Source organism: Pseudomonas sp. Leaf129, assembly GCF_001423465.1.
In the GTDB taxonomy this organism is placed as follows: Bacteria; Pseudomonadota; Gammaproteobacteria; order Pseudomonadales; family Pseudomonadaceae; genus Aquipseudomonas; species Aquipseudomonas coleopterorum.
Map to the genome: position 1 here is coordinate 270,441 of NZ_LMOC01000009.1, position 15,956 is coordinate 286,396.

The window sequence follows — 15,956 nt, forward strand, 5'->3', positions numbered from 1 at the left end:
AGACCCAATCCAAAGTACGTGTCAACGTGTAACCACATCCTGCTGCAAAGTCGACAAACCGGCAAATTTTAATGGATCTGCGGTCGCGGCACAGTTGGACCAGCGGTGCTAAAATGCGCGGCCATTTCGTCAGTGACTCCCGTCATGTCCCGACTCAATCCCCGGCAGCAAGAAGCCGTGAACTACGTCGGCGGCCCTCTTTTGGTGCTCGCCGGTGCAGGTTCCGGCAAGACCAGCGTGATTACCCGCAAGATCGCCCACCTGATCCAGAACTGCGGCATTCGTGCCCAGTACATCGTCGCCATGACCTTCACCAACAAGGCCGCGCGCGAGATGAAGGAGCGCGTCGGCACCCTGCTGCGCAGCGGCGAAGGGCGGGGTCTGACCGTGTCGACCTTCCACAACCTGGGCCTCAACGTCATCCGCAAGGAACACGCGCGGCTGGGCTTCAAGCCGGGCTTCTCGATCTTCGACGAAGCCGACGTGAAAGCGTTGATGACCGACATCATGCAAAAAGAGTACTCGGGCGAGGACGGCGTCGACGAGATCAAGAACATGATCGGCGCCTGGAAGAACGACCTGATACTGCCGCCCCAGGCCCTGGAGCAGGCTCGCAACCCGAAGGAACAGACCGCAGCCATCGTCTACAGCCATTACCAGCGCACCTTGCGCGCGTTCAACGCGGTGGACTTCGACGACCTCATCCTGCTGCCGGTGAAGCTGTTCCAGGAACATCCGGACATCCTCGAGAAGTGGCAGAACAAGGTTCGCTATCTGCTGGTGGACGAGTACCAGGACACCAACGCCAGCCAGTACCTGCTGGTGAAGCTGCTGATCGGTACGCGCAACCAGTTCACCGTGGTCGGCGACGACGACCAGTCCATCTATGCCTGGCGTGGCGCGCGCCCGGAAAACCTGATGCTGCTCAAGGACGACTACCCGTCGCTGAAAGTGGTCATGCTGGAGCAGAACTACCGCTCCACCAGCCGCATCCTGCGCTGCGCCAACGTACTCATTTCGAACAACCCGCACGCCTTCGAGAAGCAGCTGTGGAGCGAGATGGGGCACGGCGATGAAATCCGCGTGATCCGCTGCCGCAACGAGGATGCCGAAGCCGAGCGCGTGGCCGTCGAGATTCTCAGCCTGCACCTGCGCACCGACCGGCCCTACAGCGATTTCGCCATCCTCTATCGGGGCAACTACCAGGCCAAGCTCATCGAGCTGAAGTTGCAGCACCACCAGATTCCCTATCGGCTCAGTGGCGGCAACAGCTTCTTCGGGCGTCAGGAAGTGAAGGACCTGATGGCCTATTTCCGCCTGATCGTGAACCCGGACGACGACAACGCCTTCCTGCGAGTGATCAACGTGCCGCGCCGGGAAATCGGTTCCACGACCCTGGAAAAGCTCGGCAACTATGCCACCGAGCGCAAGATCTCGATGTACGCGGCCACCGACGAGATCGGCCTGGGCGAGCATCTGGACGCGCGCTTCACCGATCGCCTGAGCCGCTTCAAGCGCTACATGGACAAGGTCCGCGAGCAGTGCGCCGGTGATGACCCGATCGGGGCGCTGCGCAGCATGGTCATGGACATCGACTACGAGCAGTGGCTGCGCACCAACAGTTCCAGTGAAAAGGCCGCCGACTACCGCATGAGCAACGTGTGGTTTCTGGTCGAGGCCTTGAAGAACACCCTGGAAAAGGACGAAGACGGCGCCATGACGGTCGAGGAAGCGATCGGCAAGCTGGTGCTGCGCGACATGCTCGAACGGCAGCAGGAAGAAGAGGACGGCGCCGAGGGCGTGCAGATGATGACCCTGCATGCGTCCAAGGGCCTGGAATTTCCCTACGTGTTCATCATGGGCATGGAAGAGGAAATCCTGCCGCACCGCTCCAGCATCGAGGCTGACACCATTGAGGAAGAACGCCGCCTGGCTTACGTGGGCATCACGCGCGCGCGGCAGACCCTGGCCTTTACCTTCGCCGCCAAGCGCAAGCAGTACGGCGAGATCATCGATTGCGCACCCAGCCGCTTTCTCGATGAACTGCCGCCCGACGACCTGGCCTGGGAAGGTAACGACGACACGCCCACGGAAGTCAAAGCCGTGCGCGGCAATACCGCATTGGCCGATATCCGCGCCATGCTCAAACGCTGAATTCAACCCTGCCCAGGCCACAGCCGGCCTGCGCACATTGGTACATCGAGGAACCACCGTGGAAGCTCTGCACAAAAAGATTCGCGAAGAAGGCATCGTGCTTTCCGATCAGGTATTGAAGGTCGATGCCTTTCTCAACCACCAGATCGATCCGCTCTTGATGCAGCAGATCGGCGACGAATTCGCCCGCCGGTTCGCCGATGCCGGGATCACCAAGATCGTTACCATCGAGGCTTCGGGCATCGCCCCGGCGGTCATGGCCGGCCTGCGCCTGGGCGTACCGGTGATCTTCGCGCGCAAGCACCAGTCGCTGACGCTGACGGAAAACCTGCTGGTGGCCTCGGTGTATTCGTTCACCAAGCAGACGGAAAGCACGGTGGCCATTTCGCCGCGTCATTTGAACAGCAACGATACCGTGCTGGTGATCGACGACTTCCTGGCCAACGGCAAAGCGTCGCAGGCGCTGATTTCGATCATCAACCAGGCCGGCGCCAAACTGGCCGGACTGGGTATCGTCATCGAGAAGTCCTTCCAGGGCGGCCGCGCCGAACTCGATGCGCAAGGCTATCGCGTGGAATCCCTGGCCCGGGTACAGTCGCTGGCCAATGGCGTCGTGACCTTCGTGGAGTGACCTGACCCACCGCGGCGCCTAGAGCGCCGGGTTTTCGGTCTCCTGCAGGGCGGCCAGTACCAGGCGTTGGTAGAGTTCCTCGCGCAACCCCTGAGGCTGATCCAGGCCCATGCGCTGCAGGTGCAGAGGGTAGCGGCTGGCCTCGGGTGCCTCCAGCGCCGCCTTGCCCAGTTCGAGCATCTCGCTGAGCTTGAACTTGCTTTTGAGCCAGTTCAGCGCGCGCAGCAAGTCCTTCTCCTCATCGGTGAAATCGCACCCCAGCGGATACTCCGGGAACAGAGAGGCATGCCGCTCGCGAATCTCGTGCAAACGCTCGCTGGTGTTGTTGGCAAAGCGCGGATCGAGCACGAAATCCTTGCTCAATTTGCCAGCGCGCTGGGCCTCGTCGATCAGGCTGGGCTGGAAGCGCGAATCACTGATGTTGATCATCGCCTCGATCACCTCGGCATCGGTGCGCCCGCGCAACTGGGCAATGCCATACTCGGTCACGACGATGTCGCGCAGGTGCCGTGGAATCGTGCAGTGACCGTAGTCCCACAGCACGTTGGAGCTGATGACACCCGCCGACTCCCGCCAGCTGCGCAGGATCAGCACCGAACGTGCGCCCTCCAGGGCGTGCCCCTGGACGACGAAATTGTACTGCCCGCCCACGCCGCTGATGACCCGCCCGTCTTCGAGCTGGTCCGACACGGCCGCGCCCATCACCGTCGCCGTGAAAACGGTATTGATGAACCGCGCATCGCGTCGTTGCAGACGTTTGAGCTGCTCGTCGCCATACAGCTCGTTGATGTAGCTGATCGCGGTCATGTCGAAGCGGGCCAAGCTTGCCGCCGGCATCTGCCGAAGTCGCTCGTAGAAACTGTTCGGCCCGAGAAAGAAACCGCCGTGTACCACCACCCCGTCCCGGTCCTCATCGGCGTGCAGCACACCGGCGTTTGCCGCGGCCTGGCGTGCCACGTCCGGGTACACCTTGCGGCGTATCACCCCCGCTTCGGCGAGGGCCAGCAGGCCGTTGACGAACATTTCGCTGCAGCCATACAGGCCGGTAGCGAAGGGCTCGACGCCGCCTTCGGCCTGGATCAACGCCTGCCAGGGCGACAGGTCGAGTTCATCGAGCAACGCCCGGTAGCCGGCATTGTCGGCCTGACGCGCGAGCAGGGCGGCGCTCAGCGCATCGCCCATCGCCCCGATACCGATCTGCAGCGTGCCACCGTCGCGCACCAGTGTGCTGGCATGCAGACCGATGAAATGATCCTGCACACCGACCGGCATGTTCGGCGTGGAAAACAGCGTCGACTGCTCGGCACCGTCGATCAGCAGATCGAACGCCTCGCTGTCGATCTCAGCACTGCCGGGCATGAACGGCAGGGCCTCGTGGATCTGGCCCAGAATCAGAATGGTTTCGCCGGCCGCACGACGCCTTTCGATCATCGGCAGCAGGTCCAGGGTGATGTCCGGATTGCAGCTCAAGCTCAGGCGGCCGGCATCTTCGGGATCCTGGCTGACCAGTTGCGCCACCAGATTCAGCCCCCTGGCATTGATGTCGCGCGCGGCGTGGCTGTAATTGCTGCTGATGTAGCTTTGCTGCGCCGTCGTGCTGCCCAGCAGGCTGCCTGGTTGCATGAAGAACTGTTGTACCGTGATGTTGGAGGGAAGCTCGTCACGGCGCAGGTCGGCGAGAAACTCGAACTCGGGGTAATCACCGAACACACGCTCGACGAAGGGTTCGAGCAAGCGCTTCTGCAGGCCGTCGCCCAGGGGCGGGCGGCCCAGCACCAGTGCGGTATAGATCGTCAGGCGCCGCTCGGGCAGGCCCTTGATGCGGGCATACAGCGCGTTGACGAAGCGGTTGGGCTTGCCCAGGCCCAGCGGCATGCCCATGTGGATATGCGTGGGCAAACGCTGCAGCACCTGGTCCACGGCCACTTCGATGGAACACCGATGCACCATGCTTTGGTCTCCTGACCTGTTATTTGCAGGTTGGACCGCTATCCTATTGGGATTGTTGCACAGCTGCCGCTGCCACCGGCCGTTGAGCGAACCGACCACACCCTCCAGGACATGCCCGTGACGCTTGAACTTCGCCTTGCCACTCCCGACGATTCCGTGAGCATCTCCCGCCTGCTGATTGCCAACTCAGCCGCCAACGGTGGCACCCTGTATGGCGACTGGTCTGCAGCCGTGGTGCGCACATGGGTCGAAACGGGTACGCCGATCATAGTCGCTATCGACGGCGAGCAGGTCAAAGGCGTGCTGTTCAGTGCCGAAAACGCTGAAGACGCCGCGCCGCCCGTCAAGGCCATGTTCGCCGCCTGCCCGGCCATCGATGATGCCTACGCCTACGGCCCCATCTGCGTGGATGCCTCCATGCGCGGCCAAGGCCTGCCCAAGGCGCTCTACACAAAGCTGTGTCATTACATGGGGGAGCGCCGTGGATTGCTGTTCATCAACCGCAGCAATGTTGGCTCGCTGAAGGCCCATCAAAAACTGGGCATGGACGTCATCGCCGATTTCAAACTCGGTGATCAAGCGTTCGATGTGCTGCAAACACCTGCGAGTTGACGCTCGGAGCAGACCAGAAAATGATCAGCGCGACCGGCCGACTCAGAAATTCGCCGGCGTGGCGGCGCTGATCAAGCGGGCGGGCGTATCGAACGGGTTGCGGAAGCGATGCGGTTTGCTGCTTTCGAAGTAGTAGCTGTCGCCCTCTTCGAGCACGTAGGTGTCCTGACCGACCACCAGCTCCAGGCGCCCTTCCACCAGGATGCCGGTCTCCTCGCCCTCGTGCATGAGCATTTCCATACCGGTGTCGGCACCCGGCGGATAGACCTCGCTGAGAAAGGCGATGGCCCGGCTGGGGTGGGCCTTGCCGACCAGCTTCATGGTCACCGCGCCGTCGGAGATATCGATCAGCTCGTTGGCCTTGTAGACCACTTGGGTTGGCCGCTCGGCCTGCAGTTCTTCGGAAAAGAACTCCACCATGGACATTGGAATCCCGCCCAGCACCTTGCGCAGCGAGCTGATCGAGGGACTCACGCTGTTCTTCTCGATCATGGAAATGGTGCTGTTGGTGACGCCCGCTCGTTTGGCGAGTTCACGCTGGGACAAACCCTTGAGTTTGCGAATGGCTTGCAGTCGTTCGCCGACGTCCAATGCGAAAGCCTCCTGGAATGCTGAGCAGTTCATGATGGCCGGTATCATGGCAACAGCGTTCGGGATTTACAACACATTGGCGGGCGATGGGTCGGCCCGGGCGCATGGCGCGCCCAGACGCTGGGCTAAACGTACTGCAAAGGCACGCGGCGCAGGTTGCAGAAGATCTGGTAGGCAATGGTGCCAGCGGCCTGGGCGACGTCACTGGCCAGCACCTGCTTGCCCCACAGCTCGACCGTACTGCCGACGCCCGCCTGGGGCACATCGGTCAGGTCGACGTTGAGCATGTCCATCGATACCCGCCCCGCCAGCACGGTACGCACGCCATCGACCAGCACTGGCGTGCCATTGGGCGCCAGGCGCGGGTAACCATCGGCATAACCCATGGCCACCACGCCGATCCGGCTCGGCCGCTGGGTGACAAAGCGCGCGCCGTAGCCCACGGCCTCCCCCGCAGGCAGTTCACGCACGCTGATGACCTTGGACTGCAGCGTCATCACCGGCTGCAACTGGGCACTGGCAGAGGTCGCGGTTTCGAACGGTGTGGCCCCGTAAAGCATGATGCCGGGGCGCACCCAGTCACTGGGAATCTGCGGCCAGCCGAGCACTGCCGGGGAGTTGCGCAGGCTGATCTCGGCGCTCAGCCCCTGCCGCGCCGTGTCGAACACGGCCAGTTGCTCGGTACTGCTGGGGCAGTCCAGCTCATCGGCGCGGGCGAAATGGCTCATCAGCACGATCTTGGCCACCTTGCCGCTGGCCAGCAGGCGCTGATAGGCGGCCTGGTAATCCTTGGGATGCAGGCCGACACGGTGCATGCCCGAGTCGAGTTTCAACCAGACCTGCAACGGCTGGCTCAAGCGTGCCTGCTCGATGGCTTCCAGTTGCCACAACGAATGCACCACGCACCACAGCCCATGCTCGATGATCAATGGCAGTTCGCTGGCTTCGAAAAATCCTTCGAGCAGCAATACCGGCGCGGTGATACCCGCCGCACGCAACTGCAGGGCTTCCTCGATGCAGGCCACGGCAAACCCGTCCGCCTCGCCTTCCAGCGCCTGGGCACAACGCACCGCGCCATGCCCGTAGGCATCGGCCTTGACCACAGCCAACGCCTTCGCCCCACTCATCTGGCGTGCCAGTCGGTAGTTGTGGCGCAGGGCGGAGAGGTCGATCAGGGCGCGGGCTGGACGCATGGCGGGCTTCTTTTGCAAGGTTTGAAGGGTGTACAGGTCGAGGGGCCGCCGCGCGGGGCGGCGATCCAGGACCAACAGTTACGAATGCGCCGGCGCCGACTGACCCTGGCGAACCGTTTCGTGTGGCTGTCCGTAGCGCGATATGTCGAGGCCGGCGGCGCTGATCTGCGGCTTTTTACGCGCGATCAGGTCGGCAAGCAAGCGTCCCGAACCACATGCCATGGTCCAGCCCAGCGTGCCATGGCCGGTGTTGAGGAACAGGTTCTTGAATGGCGTGGCACCCACGATCGGCGTGCCGTCCGGGGTGGTCGGCCGCAGCCCGGTCCAGAAACTGGCCTGAGTCAGATCACCGCCCTGCGGGTAGAGATCATTGACGATCATTTCCAGCGTTTCGCGACGACGTGGATTCAGGCTCAGATCGAAACCGGCGATCTCGGCCATCCCGCCGACGCGAATGCGGTTGTCGAACCGGGTGATCGCCACCTTGTAGCTCTCGTCGAGAATGGTCGAGGTCGGCGCCATCGCCGCATCGGTGATCGGCACGGTCAGCGAGTAGCCCTTGAGCGGGTACACCGGTGCCCGGATGCCCAGCGGCTTGAGCAACTGCGGCGAATAGCTGCCCAGTGCCAGCACGTAGCGGTCGGCGGTTTCCAGCTTGCCGTCGATCCAGACGCCGTTGATGCGGTCGCCGGCGAAGTCCAGGCGCTCGATGGACTGGCCGAAGCGGAACTGTACACCCAGATCCCTGGCCATCTGCGCCAGGCGGGTGGTGAACATCTGGCAGTCGCCGGTCTGGTCGTTGGGCAGCCGCAGGGCGCCGGCCAGAATGCCGGTGACCGACGCCAGGGCCGGCTCGACGCGGGCGATGCCTTCGCGGTCGAGCAGCTCGTAGGGCACGCCGGACTGCTCCAGCACGGCGATGTCCTTGGCGGCGTTGTCCAGTTGCGCCTGGGTGCGGAACAGCTGGGTGGTGCCCAGGGTCCGGCCTTCGTAGGCGATGCCGGTCTCGGCGCGCAGCTCGTCGAGGCAGTCGCGGCTGTACTCGGACAGGCGCACCATGCGCTCCTTGTTCACCGCATAACGGCTGGCGGTGCAATTGCGCAGCATCTGCGCCATCCACAGGTACTGATCGACATCGCCGGTCAGCTTGATCGCCAGCGGTGAATGGCGTTCCAGCAGCCATTTGATGGCCTTGAGCGGCACGCCCGGCGCCGCCCAGGGCGACGCATAACCCGGCGAAACCTGCCCGGCATTGGCGAAGCTGGTTTCCATGGCGACGGCCGGCTGGCGATCGACCACGGTCACTTCCATGCCTTGCCGGGCCAGATAATAGGCACTGACGGTGCCGATCACACCACTACCGAGTACCAGAACGCGCATGTGTGTCGCCCTCATCGCGGAAATCCGCTGACGTAAGATGTTAGGTCCGAAGATGTGGGCAGTATAAAAAGGTCGAACCAGTGCTTTTCACTGTATGCAAGGCTATATTTGGCGAGAATTCTCGGCCATTGACGCTTTAACGGAGGGGCATCGCCTGTGCGTACCCAGCACCAGAGCAAACGCGAACTCGACAAGATCGACCGCAATATCCTGCGGATCCTGCAGGCTGACGGACGCATGTCGTTCACCGAACTGGGCGAGAAGGTCGGCCTGTCCACCACACCCTGCACCGAACGAGTCCGCCGTCTGGAGCGCGAAGGCATCATCATGGGCTATTACGCCCGGCTCAATCCGCAGCATTTGCGCGGAAGCCTGCTGGTGTTCGTCGAGATCAGCCTGGACTACAAGTCGGGCGACACCTTCGAGGAATTTCGCCGCGCGGTGCTCAAACTGCCTCATGTGCTGGAGTGCCATCTGGTGTCGGGTGACTTCGACTATCTGGTCAAGGCACGCATTTCCGAGATGGCGTCCTACCGCAAGCTGCTGGGCGACATCCTCTTGAAACTGCCCCATGTGCGCGAATCCAAGAGTTACATCGTCATGGAAGAAGTGAAGGAGAGCTTGAACCTGCCGGTGCCGGACTGATCCAGACGCTTCAGACCAGCACCTGGCGAGTGCTGGCGATCAGCTTGTGCACCTGATGCTCCACGGCGGGGTCGATCATCTCCACCGGACGCCGTCCATTGGGGCATGGCAGCGTCGGCGTGGTCCCGAACAGCCGGCAGATCAGCGGGCGCTCTTCATACACCGTGCACCCCTGCGGCCCCAGATGCACGCAGTCGAACCGGGCCAGCGCGGCCTCCTGTTCAGCGGCCGTCTTGCGCGGCAGGCGCGCCATTTCCTCGGATGAAGTGGTCACCGGCCCGCAGCAGTCATGGCATCCCGGCACGCATTCGAACGAAGGAATCTGCTCGCGCAGGAAACGAAGCTTGTGGCTGTTGCAACTCATGACGGTCACCGCGTGGACGAGGCGCCATTGTGCCGCGCGGTTGCCGCCATGGGAAACCCCGGCTTATGCTGCGTCGAATTTTCCGTACACCCCTTTCAAACCATTGCTACCAGGACCACTCACATGAACGCTCGCGCCGAGCACGCCGCCTCGTACTACGCCGCCAGTCTGCATCGGCAGCCGGTATACCCGTCCTTGCAGGGCGAGATCAGCGTCGATGTGTGCGTGGTAGGCGGTGGCTTCTCCGGGCTGAATACCGCGATCGAACTGGCGCAGCGGGGGTTCAGCGTGGCCCTGCTCGAAGCCCACCAGATTGGCTGGGGTGCCAGCGGGCGCAACGGTGGGCAACTGATTCGCGGCGTCGGCCACGATCTGGAACAGTTTCGCAAGATCATCGGCGACGACGGTGTGCGCGACCTGACCTTGATGGGGTTGGAAGCGGTCGAGATCGTCCGCCAGCGGGTCGACCGCCATGGTATCGAGTGCGACCTGACCTGGGGCTACTGCGATCTGGCCAACAAACCAGCTCAGTTGCAGGGTTTCATGGAGGAAGCAGAAGCACTGCGCAGCTTGGGCTACGCTCACGAGCTGCAAATCGTCGAGGCGCAGGACATGCACAGCGTGGTCGGCTCGGATCGCTACCACGGCGGTCTGGTCGACATGGGCTCCGGCCACCTGCATCCGCTGAACCTGGCCCTGGGTGAGGCCGAAGTGGCCCGGCAGTTGGGTGTGCAGGTCTTCGAGCACTCGCGGGTGAAGCGTATCGAATATGGCCCGCAAGTGCGCGTGCACACCGCTCAAGGCCAGGTGCGGGCACGCTTCCTGGTGCTGGGCTGCAACGCCTATCTGAACGATCTCAACCCGCAGCTGAGCGGCAAGGTGCTGCCGGCCGGCAGCTACATCATCGCCACCGAGCCTCTGGATGCCGAACAGGCACGGCAGCTGCTGCCCCGCAACATAGCGGTGTGCGACCAGCGGGTGACAGTGGACTACTATCGACTGTCCGCCGATCGGCGCCTGCTGTTCGGCGGCGCCTGTCACTACTCGGGGCGCGATCCCAAGGACATCGCCGAATACATGCGGCCCAAGATGCTCGATGTGTTCCCGCAACTGGCCAATGTGCGCATCGACTATCAATGGGGCGGCATGATCGGCATCGGCGCCAACCGTCTGCCACAGATCGGCAGGCTCAAGGAGCAGCCCAACGTGTTCTATGCCCAGGCCTATTCCGGGCACGGGCTGAACGTCACGCACCTGGCGGGCAAACTGCTCGGCGAAGCCATCAGTGGCCAGGCCAGCCGCGGCTTCGACCTGTTCGCCAAAGTGCCGCACATGACCTTTCCCGGCGGCCGCTACCTGCGCTCGCCCCTGCTGGCGCTGGGCATGCTCTGGCACCGGTTCAAGGAGCTGGGCTAGACCGCTTCGCTACGAACGCCAGAACGGCTTCAAGCCTTCGCGACGGGCCTGCTGCGCGTCCAGGCCGATGTCGCGCAACTGATCCTCGTCCAGTTCGAGCAGGGCCGGACGCGTGCGCAAGTGATGCAGCATCAGCGCCCAGCGCCCCAGGCCTGCCGGTGCGCACGGCGTGCGCGAGCGCAGCTTCGGCTCTTCCAGCAATTCTTCGGTGCGTAGCAGCAGACGTACATCGCTCAAGCCGTTCATGGCCTTTCTCCTTGAAGTGTTTGGACAGCAAGGCCATGGTGCCGCAGCCGACACCGCTTAATACAGATTCAAAAAGCGCTTATGTTTTTCATACAGAAGGCTGACCAGCGCGTCTGAATGCTGTATTTTCTACGCATCTGTATGGTCATCAGTTCGAGCACGCCCATGACGCTGTACATGAACCTCGCCCAGTTGCTCAGCCAGCGCATCGAACAAGGCCTCTACCGCCCTGGCGATCGCCTGCCGTCGGTGCGTGCCCTGAGCATCGAGCACGGCGTCAGCCTGAGCACCGTGCAGCAAGCCTATCGCCAGCTCGAAGACCACGGCTTGGCCGCTCCCCGGCCGAAATCCGGCTATTTCGTGCCCACCGCCCGCGAACTGCCGGCACTGCCCGCCGTGGGCCGCCCCATGCAGCGCCCCGTGGACATCTCGCAGTGGGACCAGGTCGTCGAACTGATGCGTGCCGCGCCGCGCGATGACGTGGTGCAACTGGGCCGTGGCATGCCCGACGTCAGTAGTCCGACCCTGCGACCGTTGTTGCGCGAGCTGGCCCGCCTGAGTCGGCACCAGGCGATGCCGGGCCTGTACTACGACTCGCTGTATGGTACCCAGGCCCTGCGGGAGCAGATCGCCCGGCTATTGGTGGATGCCGGCTGCCGATTGGGCATTGGTGAACTGGTCGTCACCACCGGTTGCCATGAAGCGCTGTCGGCCAGCATCCGCGCCATCTGCGAGCCCGGCGATATCGTCGCCGTGGACTCGCCCAGCTTCTTCGGCGCCATGCAGACACTCAAGGGCCTGGGCATGAAGGCCCTGGAAATCCCGACCGACCCGCTCACCGGCATCAGCCTGCAAGCGCTGGAGCTGGCCTTGGAGCAATGGCCGATCAAGGCCATACAGTTGACGCCCAATTGCAACAACCCGCTGGGCTACGTGATGCCCGAAGCTCGCAAGCGTGCCTTGCTGACGCTCGCGCAACGCTTCGACGTGGCCATCATCGAGGACGATGTGTATGGCGACCTGGCCTTCAGCTATCCCCGTCCGCGCACCATCAAGTCGTTCGACGAAGACGGTCGCGTGCTGTTGTGCAGTTCGTTTTCCAAGACCCTGGCCCCCGGCCTGCGCATCGGCTTCGTCGCCCCCGGTCGCTATCTGGAGCGGGTGCTGCACATGAAGTACATCGGCACCGGGTCGACCTCGACGCAGCCGCAGCTGGCGATCGCCGAGTTCATCAAGGGTGGTCATTACGAACCGCACCTGCGCCGCATGCGCACCCAGTACCAGCGCAGCCGCGACCTGATGATCGACTGGGTCACCCGCTACTTTCCCGTCGGTACCCGCTGCAGCCGTCCCCAGGGTGGCTTCATGCTGTGGGTCGAACTGCCCGAGGGCTTCGATACCCTCAAGCTCAACCGCCTGCTGCTCGACCAGGGCGTACAGATCGCCGTGGGCAGTATCTTTTCGGCGTCGGGCAAGTACCGTAACTGCCTGCGCATGAACTTCGCCAGCAAGCCTTCGCCCGACATCGAGGCCGCCGTACGCACCGTGGGTACCTGCGCTCGGCAGCTGCTTGCGGATAATCCGCACCCCGATGCCGACCTTTGAGCCCGTGCCAAGGTCGAACGGCACGCCCGCCCTCCCTGCAAGGATGATCGCTTTGCCCTGCCCCAGGCTGTTACCGCTGCTGTTGACCCTGATCCTCGCCCTGCAAGGCTGTGCCAGCGTGAATGCGCCGCGTGAATACAGCGAAATGCTCCCGGCCGAACAATCGGCCTTCGGCAGGTCGGTGCAGGCCCAGGTGCAGGCCCATCATGGCCAGTCGGGCTTCCGCCTGCTGTCGAGCAGTGACGAGGCCTTTCGCGCACGTGCCGAGCTGATCCGCAATGCCCAGGTCAGCCTCGACCTGCAGTACTACATCGTCCACGACGGGTTCAGTACCCGCGCCCTGGTCGACGAACTGCTCAAGGCCGCCGACCGCGGCGTGCGCGTACGCATCCTGCTGGACGACACCACCAGTGATGGCCTGGACAAGACCATCGCCACCCTCGCCGCGCATCACAACATCCAGATCCGCCTATTCAACCCCACCCACCTGGGTCGCTCGACCGGCGCCACACGCGCGGTGGGCCGCCTGCTGCAACTGTCTCGGCAGCACCGGCGCATGCACAACAAGCTGTGGCTGGCCGACAACAGCGTGGCTATCGTCGGCGGACGCAATCTGGGCGACGAATACTTCGACGCCGAGCCGGACATGAACTTCACAGACATCGACCTGCTCGGCTTCGGGCCGGTCGCCCAGCAACTGGGCTACAGCTTCGATCAGTACTGGAACAGTGCGCTGAGCCAGCCGATTGCCAATTTTCTGTTCACGGTGCCGACGGCCAAACACCTGGCCGCGTCGCGGGTGCGCCTGGAAAAGTCCCTGACCACCTCGCGAAGCCAGCATCACGCCCTCTACGAACGCTTGATGACCTACCAGAGCGCGCCACAGCTGGACGTCTGGCGGCGCCAGTTGATCTGGGCCTGGGGCCAGGCGCTATGGGATGCGCCGACCAAGGTGCTGGCCCGAGGCGAGCCCGACCCGCACCTGCTGCTGACCACGCAGCTCGCTCCGGAGCTGACCCAGGTCAAGCATGAGCTGATGCTGATCTCCGCCTACTTCGTGCCGGGCAAAGCTGGCCGCGACTATCTCACCGGACGCGCCGATGCCGGTGTCGACGTCAGCCTGCTGACCAATTCCCTGGAAGCGACCGACGTACCTGCGGTACATGGCGGCTACGTGCCCTACCGCAAGAACTTGCTCGAGCACGGAGTGAAGCTGTTCGAACTGCGCCGTCAGCCGGGTGACGATGCGGGTGGCACATTGAGCTTCAGTGGCAGTTCCGATTCCAGCCTGCACAGCAAGGCGATGATCTTCGACGAGCGCAAGTCCTTCATAGGCTCTTTCAATTTCGACCCGCGTTCGGTGCTGTGGAACACCGAGGTCGGCGTGCTGGTGGACAGCCCGGAACTGGCGGCGCAGATGCGCCACCTGGCCCGTGAGGGCATGTCGCCTGCACGCAGCTACCAGGTGCGCCTGGAAAATGGCCAGGTGGTGTGGGACACCGAGGACCACCAGCAGATGCACACCCTGTACCGCGAACCGGGTGACTGGTGGCGGCGGCTGAATGCGTGGGCCAGTGAAGTGATCGGGCTGGAGAAGATGCTTTGATCGACCAGCCCGACCGGCAGTGGCTCAGAGCTTGATCCAGGTGGCCTTCAGTTCGGTGTATTTGTCGAACGCATGCAGCGACTTGTCACGACCATTGCCCGACTGCTTGAACCCACCGAACGGCGCGGTCATGTCGCCACCGTCGTACTGGTTGACCCACACGCTGCCGGCGCGCAGCGCCTTGGCCGTCAGGTGCGCCTTGGAGATGTCCGCGGTCCATACCGCTGCGGCCAGGCCGTAGGCGCTGTCATTGGCGATGCTGACCGCCTCTTCGGCAGTGTCGAAGGTAAGCACCGACAGCACCGGCCCGAAAATCTCTTCCTGGGCGATCTTCATGGCATTGGTCACGCCATCGAAGATGGTCGGTTCGACGTAAGTGCCGCCTGTTTCCTCAAGGATGCGCTTGCCACCCACCAGCAAGGTGGCACCGCCTTCCTGACCGGCGCTGATGTAGGACAGCACCGTGTTCATCTGCTGGGTGTCCACCAAAGCACCGACATTGGTCGCCGGGTCCAACGGGTTGCCTGGCTTCCAGGCCTTGAGCGCCTCGACCACCATGGGCAGGAAGCGCTCCTTGACCGAACGCTCCACCAGCAGGCGCGAGCCAGCCGTGCAGACTTCGCCCTGATTGAAGGCAATGGCGCTGGCTGCCGAATCGGCCGCCGCCTGCAGATCAGGTGCATCGGCGAACACGATGTTGGGGCTCTTGCCGCCCGCCTCCAGCCAGACGCGCTTCATGTTCGACTCGCCAGCGTAGATCATCAGTTGCTTGGCGATCCTGGTGGAACCGGTGAAGACCACGGTGTCCACGTCCATGTGCAGAGCCAGTGCCTTGCCGACCGTGTGGCCATGGCCCGGCAGCACATTGAGCACGCCCTTGGGAATGCCCGCCTCGATCGCCAACTGCGCGATGCGGATGGCGGTCAATGGGGATTTCTCCGACGGCTTGAGGATCACCGAGTTGCCCGTGGCCAGGGCCGGCCCCAGCTTCCAGCAGGCCATCATCAGAGGGAAATTCCACGGCACCACTGCGGCCACCACGCCGACGGCTTCACGCGTGACCAGCCCCAATTGGTTGTGCGGGGTCGGAGCGACCTCATCGTAGACCTTGTCGATGGCTTCGCCGCTCCAGGCCAGGGCATTGGCCGAGCCGGGTACATCGATGTTCAGCGAATCACTGATCGGCTTGCCCATGTCCAGCGTTTCCAGAAGCGCCAGCTCCTCGGCATGCTCGCGCAACAACCCGGCGAAACGAATCAGGGTGGCCTTGCGCTTGGCCGGCGCGGCCTTGGCCCAGGCGCCTTCGTTGAACGTGGCGCGGGCATTCTCGACCGCGCGCTCGGCGTCGGCAGCGTCGCAGCTGGCCACCTGGGCCAGCAGTCTACCGTCGACGGGGCTTACGCATTCGAAGGTCTGGCCCGACACGGCGTCGGTGTACTCGCCGTTGATGAACGCGCGCCCTTCGATCTTCAGCTGCTGGGCACGTTGTTCCCAGTCAGCGCGAGTCAGAGTGGTCATACGGATCTCCTGTGATTGAATGCAAAGCCCGGCCGTGCAAGGCTG

At 63.3% G+C, this 15,956-nt stretch carries 14 protein-coding genes; 7 read left to right on the top strand and 7 right to left on the bottom strand.

The window, feature by feature from the left end; genetic code table 11:
* The first annotated feature begins 144 nt into the window (after window positions 1-144).
* Together rep and ASF66_RS17605 are read left to right on the top strand one after the other, a co-directional pair.
* Window positions 145-2,154 (top strand): DNA helicase Rep, encoded by a 2,010-nt coding sequence (rep, locus tag ASF66_RS17600; protein WP_056844780.1) that lies wholly within the window; start codon window positions 145-147, stop codon window positions 2,152-2,154.
* A gap of 58 nt (window positions 2,155-2,212) precedes the next feature.
* The gene (locus ASF66_RS17605) at window positions 2,213-2,785 is read left to right on the top strand and encodes a xanthine phosphoribosyltransferase (protein ID WP_049860346.1); all 573 of its coding nucleotides are present in this window, start codon (window positions 2,213-2,215) and stop codon (window positions 2,783-2,785) included.
* Between the two features lie 18 nt (window positions 2,786-2,803).
* Here the strand turns inward: ASF66_RS17605 and ASF66_RS17610 are convergent, their stop codons facing one another.
* Complete coding sequence (locus ASF66_RS17610; RefSeq protein WP_056844781.1) at window positions 2,804-4,735, bottom strand: acetyl-CoA hydrolase/transferase C-terminal domain-containing protein; 1,932 nt, start codon at window positions 4,733-4,735, stop codon at window positions 2,804-2,806.
* Window positions 4,736-4,852: 117 nt separating this feature from the next.
* On the opposite strand from ASF66_RS17610, the gene ASF66_RS17615 reads away from it, so the two are divergent.
* The gene (locus ASF66_RS17615; RefSeq protein ID WP_056844782.1) at window positions 4,853-5,347 is read left to right on the top strand and encodes a GNAT family N-acetyltransferase; all 495 of its coding nucleotides are present in this window, start codon (window positions 4,853-4,855) and stop codon (window positions 5,345-5,347) included.
* Window positions 5,348-5,389: 42 nt separating this feature from the next.
* Here the strand turns inward: ASF66_RS17615 and ASF66_RS17620 are convergent, their stop codons facing one another.
* From ASF66_RS17620 to dadA, 3 genes are all read right to left on the bottom strand, one after another.
* Window positions 5,390-5,938, bottom strand: a complete 549-nt coding sequence (locus tag ASF66_RS17620) for a cupin domain-containing protein (protein ID WP_049860349.1) — start codon at window positions 5,936-5,938, stop codon at window positions 5,390-5,392.
* Window positions 5,939-6,063: 125 nt separating this feature from the next.
* On the bottom strand, window positions 6,064-7,131 hold the full coding sequence (gene alr / locus ASF66_RS17625) for an alanine racemase (protein WP_056844783.1): 1,068 nt from the start codon (window positions 7,129-7,131) through the stop codon (window positions 6,064-6,066).
* A 78-nt stretch (window positions 7,132-7,209) separates the two neighbouring features.
* The gene (gene dadA / locus ASF66_RS17630) at window positions 7,210-8,511 is read right to left on the bottom strand and encodes a D-amino acid dehydrogenase (RefSeq protein ID WP_056844784.1); all 1,302 of its coding nucleotides are present in this window, start codon (window positions 8,509-8,511) and stop codon (window positions 7,210-7,212) included.
* Between the two features lie 156 nt (window positions 8,512-8,667).
* Between dadA and ASF66_RS17635 the strand changes: the two genes are divergently transcribed.
* Window positions 8,668-9,156 carry an Lrp/AsnC ligand binding domain-containing protein gene (locus ASF66_RS17635; RefSeq protein WP_043192202.1) on the top strand — a complete coding sequence of 163 codons (489 nt, stop codon included), beginning with the start codon at window positions 8,668-8,670 and terminating at the stop codon, window positions 9,154-9,156.
* 10 nt (window positions 9,157-9,166) lie between these two features.
* Here the strand turns inward: ASF66_RS17635 and ASF66_RS17640 are convergent, their stop codons facing one another.
* Window positions 9,167-9,520 carry a YkgJ family cysteine cluster protein gene (locus tag ASF66_RS17640; RefSeq protein ID WP_049860352.1) on the bottom strand — a complete coding sequence of 118 codons (354 nt, stop codon included), beginning with the start codon at window positions 9,518-9,520 and terminating at the stop codon, window positions 9,167-9,169.
* A 123-nt stretch (window positions 9,521-9,643) separates the two neighbouring features.
* On the opposite strand from ASF66_RS17640, the gene ASF66_RS17645 reads away from it, so the two are divergent.
* Complete coding sequence (locus ASF66_RS17645) at window positions 9,644-10,936, top strand: NAD(P)/FAD-dependent oxidoreductase (RefSeq protein ID WP_056844785.1); 1,293 nt, start codon at window positions 9,644-9,646, stop codon at window positions 10,934-10,936.
* Between the two features lie 9 nt (window positions 10,937-10,945).
* On the opposite strand, the gene ASF66_RS17650 is transcribed toward ASF66_RS17645, so the two are convergent.
* The gene (locus ASF66_RS17650) at window positions 10,946-11,182 is read right to left on the bottom strand and encodes a DUF1127 domain-containing protein (protein WP_056844786.1); all 237 of its coding nucleotides are present in this window, start codon (window positions 11,180-11,182) and stop codon (window positions 10,946-10,948) included.
* Window positions 11,183-11,347: 165 nt separating this feature from the next.
* On the opposite strand from ASF66_RS17650, the gene ASF66_RS17655 reads away from it, so the two are divergent.
* Window positions 11,348-12,787 carry an aminotransferase-like domain-containing protein gene (locus ASF66_RS17655; RefSeq protein WP_056844787.1) on the top strand — a complete coding sequence of 480 codons (1,440 nt, stop codon included), beginning with the start codon at window positions 11,348-11,350 and terminating at the stop codon, window positions 12,785-12,787.
* A 43-nt stretch (window positions 12,788-12,830) separates the two neighbouring features.
* Window positions 12,831-14,393, top strand: a complete 1,563-nt coding sequence (locus ASF66_RS17660) for a phospholipase D family protein (protein WP_049860355.1) — start codon at window positions 12,831-12,833, stop codon at window positions 14,391-14,393.
* A gap of 24 nt (window positions 14,394-14,417) precedes the next feature.
* On the opposite strand, the gene ASF66_RS17665 is transcribed toward ASF66_RS17660, so the two are convergent.
* Window positions 14,418-15,911, bottom strand: a complete 1,494-nt coding sequence (locus ASF66_RS17665) for an aldehyde dehydrogenase (protein WP_056844788.1) — start codon at window positions 15,909-15,911, stop codon at window positions 14,418-14,420.
* Window positions 15,912-15,956 lie beyond the last annotated feature (45 nt).

Excerpts from the sequence above, each read along its gene's own strand:
- rep (WP_056844780.1), top strand. The coding sequence starts at position 145 with ATGTCCCGACTCAATCCCCGGCAGCAAGAAGCCGTGAACTACGTCGGC.
- ASF66_RS17610 (WP_056844781.1), bottom strand. The coding sequence starts at position 4,735 with ATGGTGCATCGGTGTTCCATCGAAGTGGCCGTGGACCAGGTGCTGCAG.
- alr (WP_056844783.1), bottom strand. The coding sequence starts at position 7,131 with ATGCGTCCAGCCCGCGCCCTGATCGACCTCTCCGCCCTGCGCCACAAC.
- dadA (WP_056844784.1), bottom strand. The coding sequence starts at position 8,511 with ATGCGCGTTCTGGTACTCGGTAGTGGTGTGATCGGCACCGTCAGTGCC.
- ASF66_RS17640 (WP_049860352.1), bottom strand. The coding sequence starts at position 9,520 with ATGAGTTGCAACAGCCACAAGCTTCGTTTCCTGCGCGAGCAGATTCCT.
- ASF66_RS17645 (WP_056844785.1), top strand. The coding sequence starts at position 9,644 with ATGAACGCTCGCGCCGAGCACGCCGCCTCGTACTACGCCGCCAGTCTG.
- ASF66_RS17650 (WP_056844786.1), bottom strand. The coding sequence starts at position 11,182 with ATGAACGGCTTGAGCGATGTACGTCTGCTGCTACGCACCGAAGAATTG.
- ASF66_RS17655 (WP_056844787.1), top strand. The coding sequence starts at position 11,348 with ATGACGCTGTACATGAACCTCGCCCAGTTGCTCAGCCAGCGCATCGAA.
- ASF66_RS17660 (WP_049860355.1), top strand. The coding sequence starts at position 12,831 with ATGATCGCTTTGCCCTGCCCCAGGCTGTTACCGCTGCTGTTGACCCTG.
- ASF66_RS17665 (WP_056844788.1), bottom strand. The coding sequence starts at position 15,911 with ATGACCACTCTGACTCGCGCTGACTGGGAACAACGTGCCCAGCAGCTG.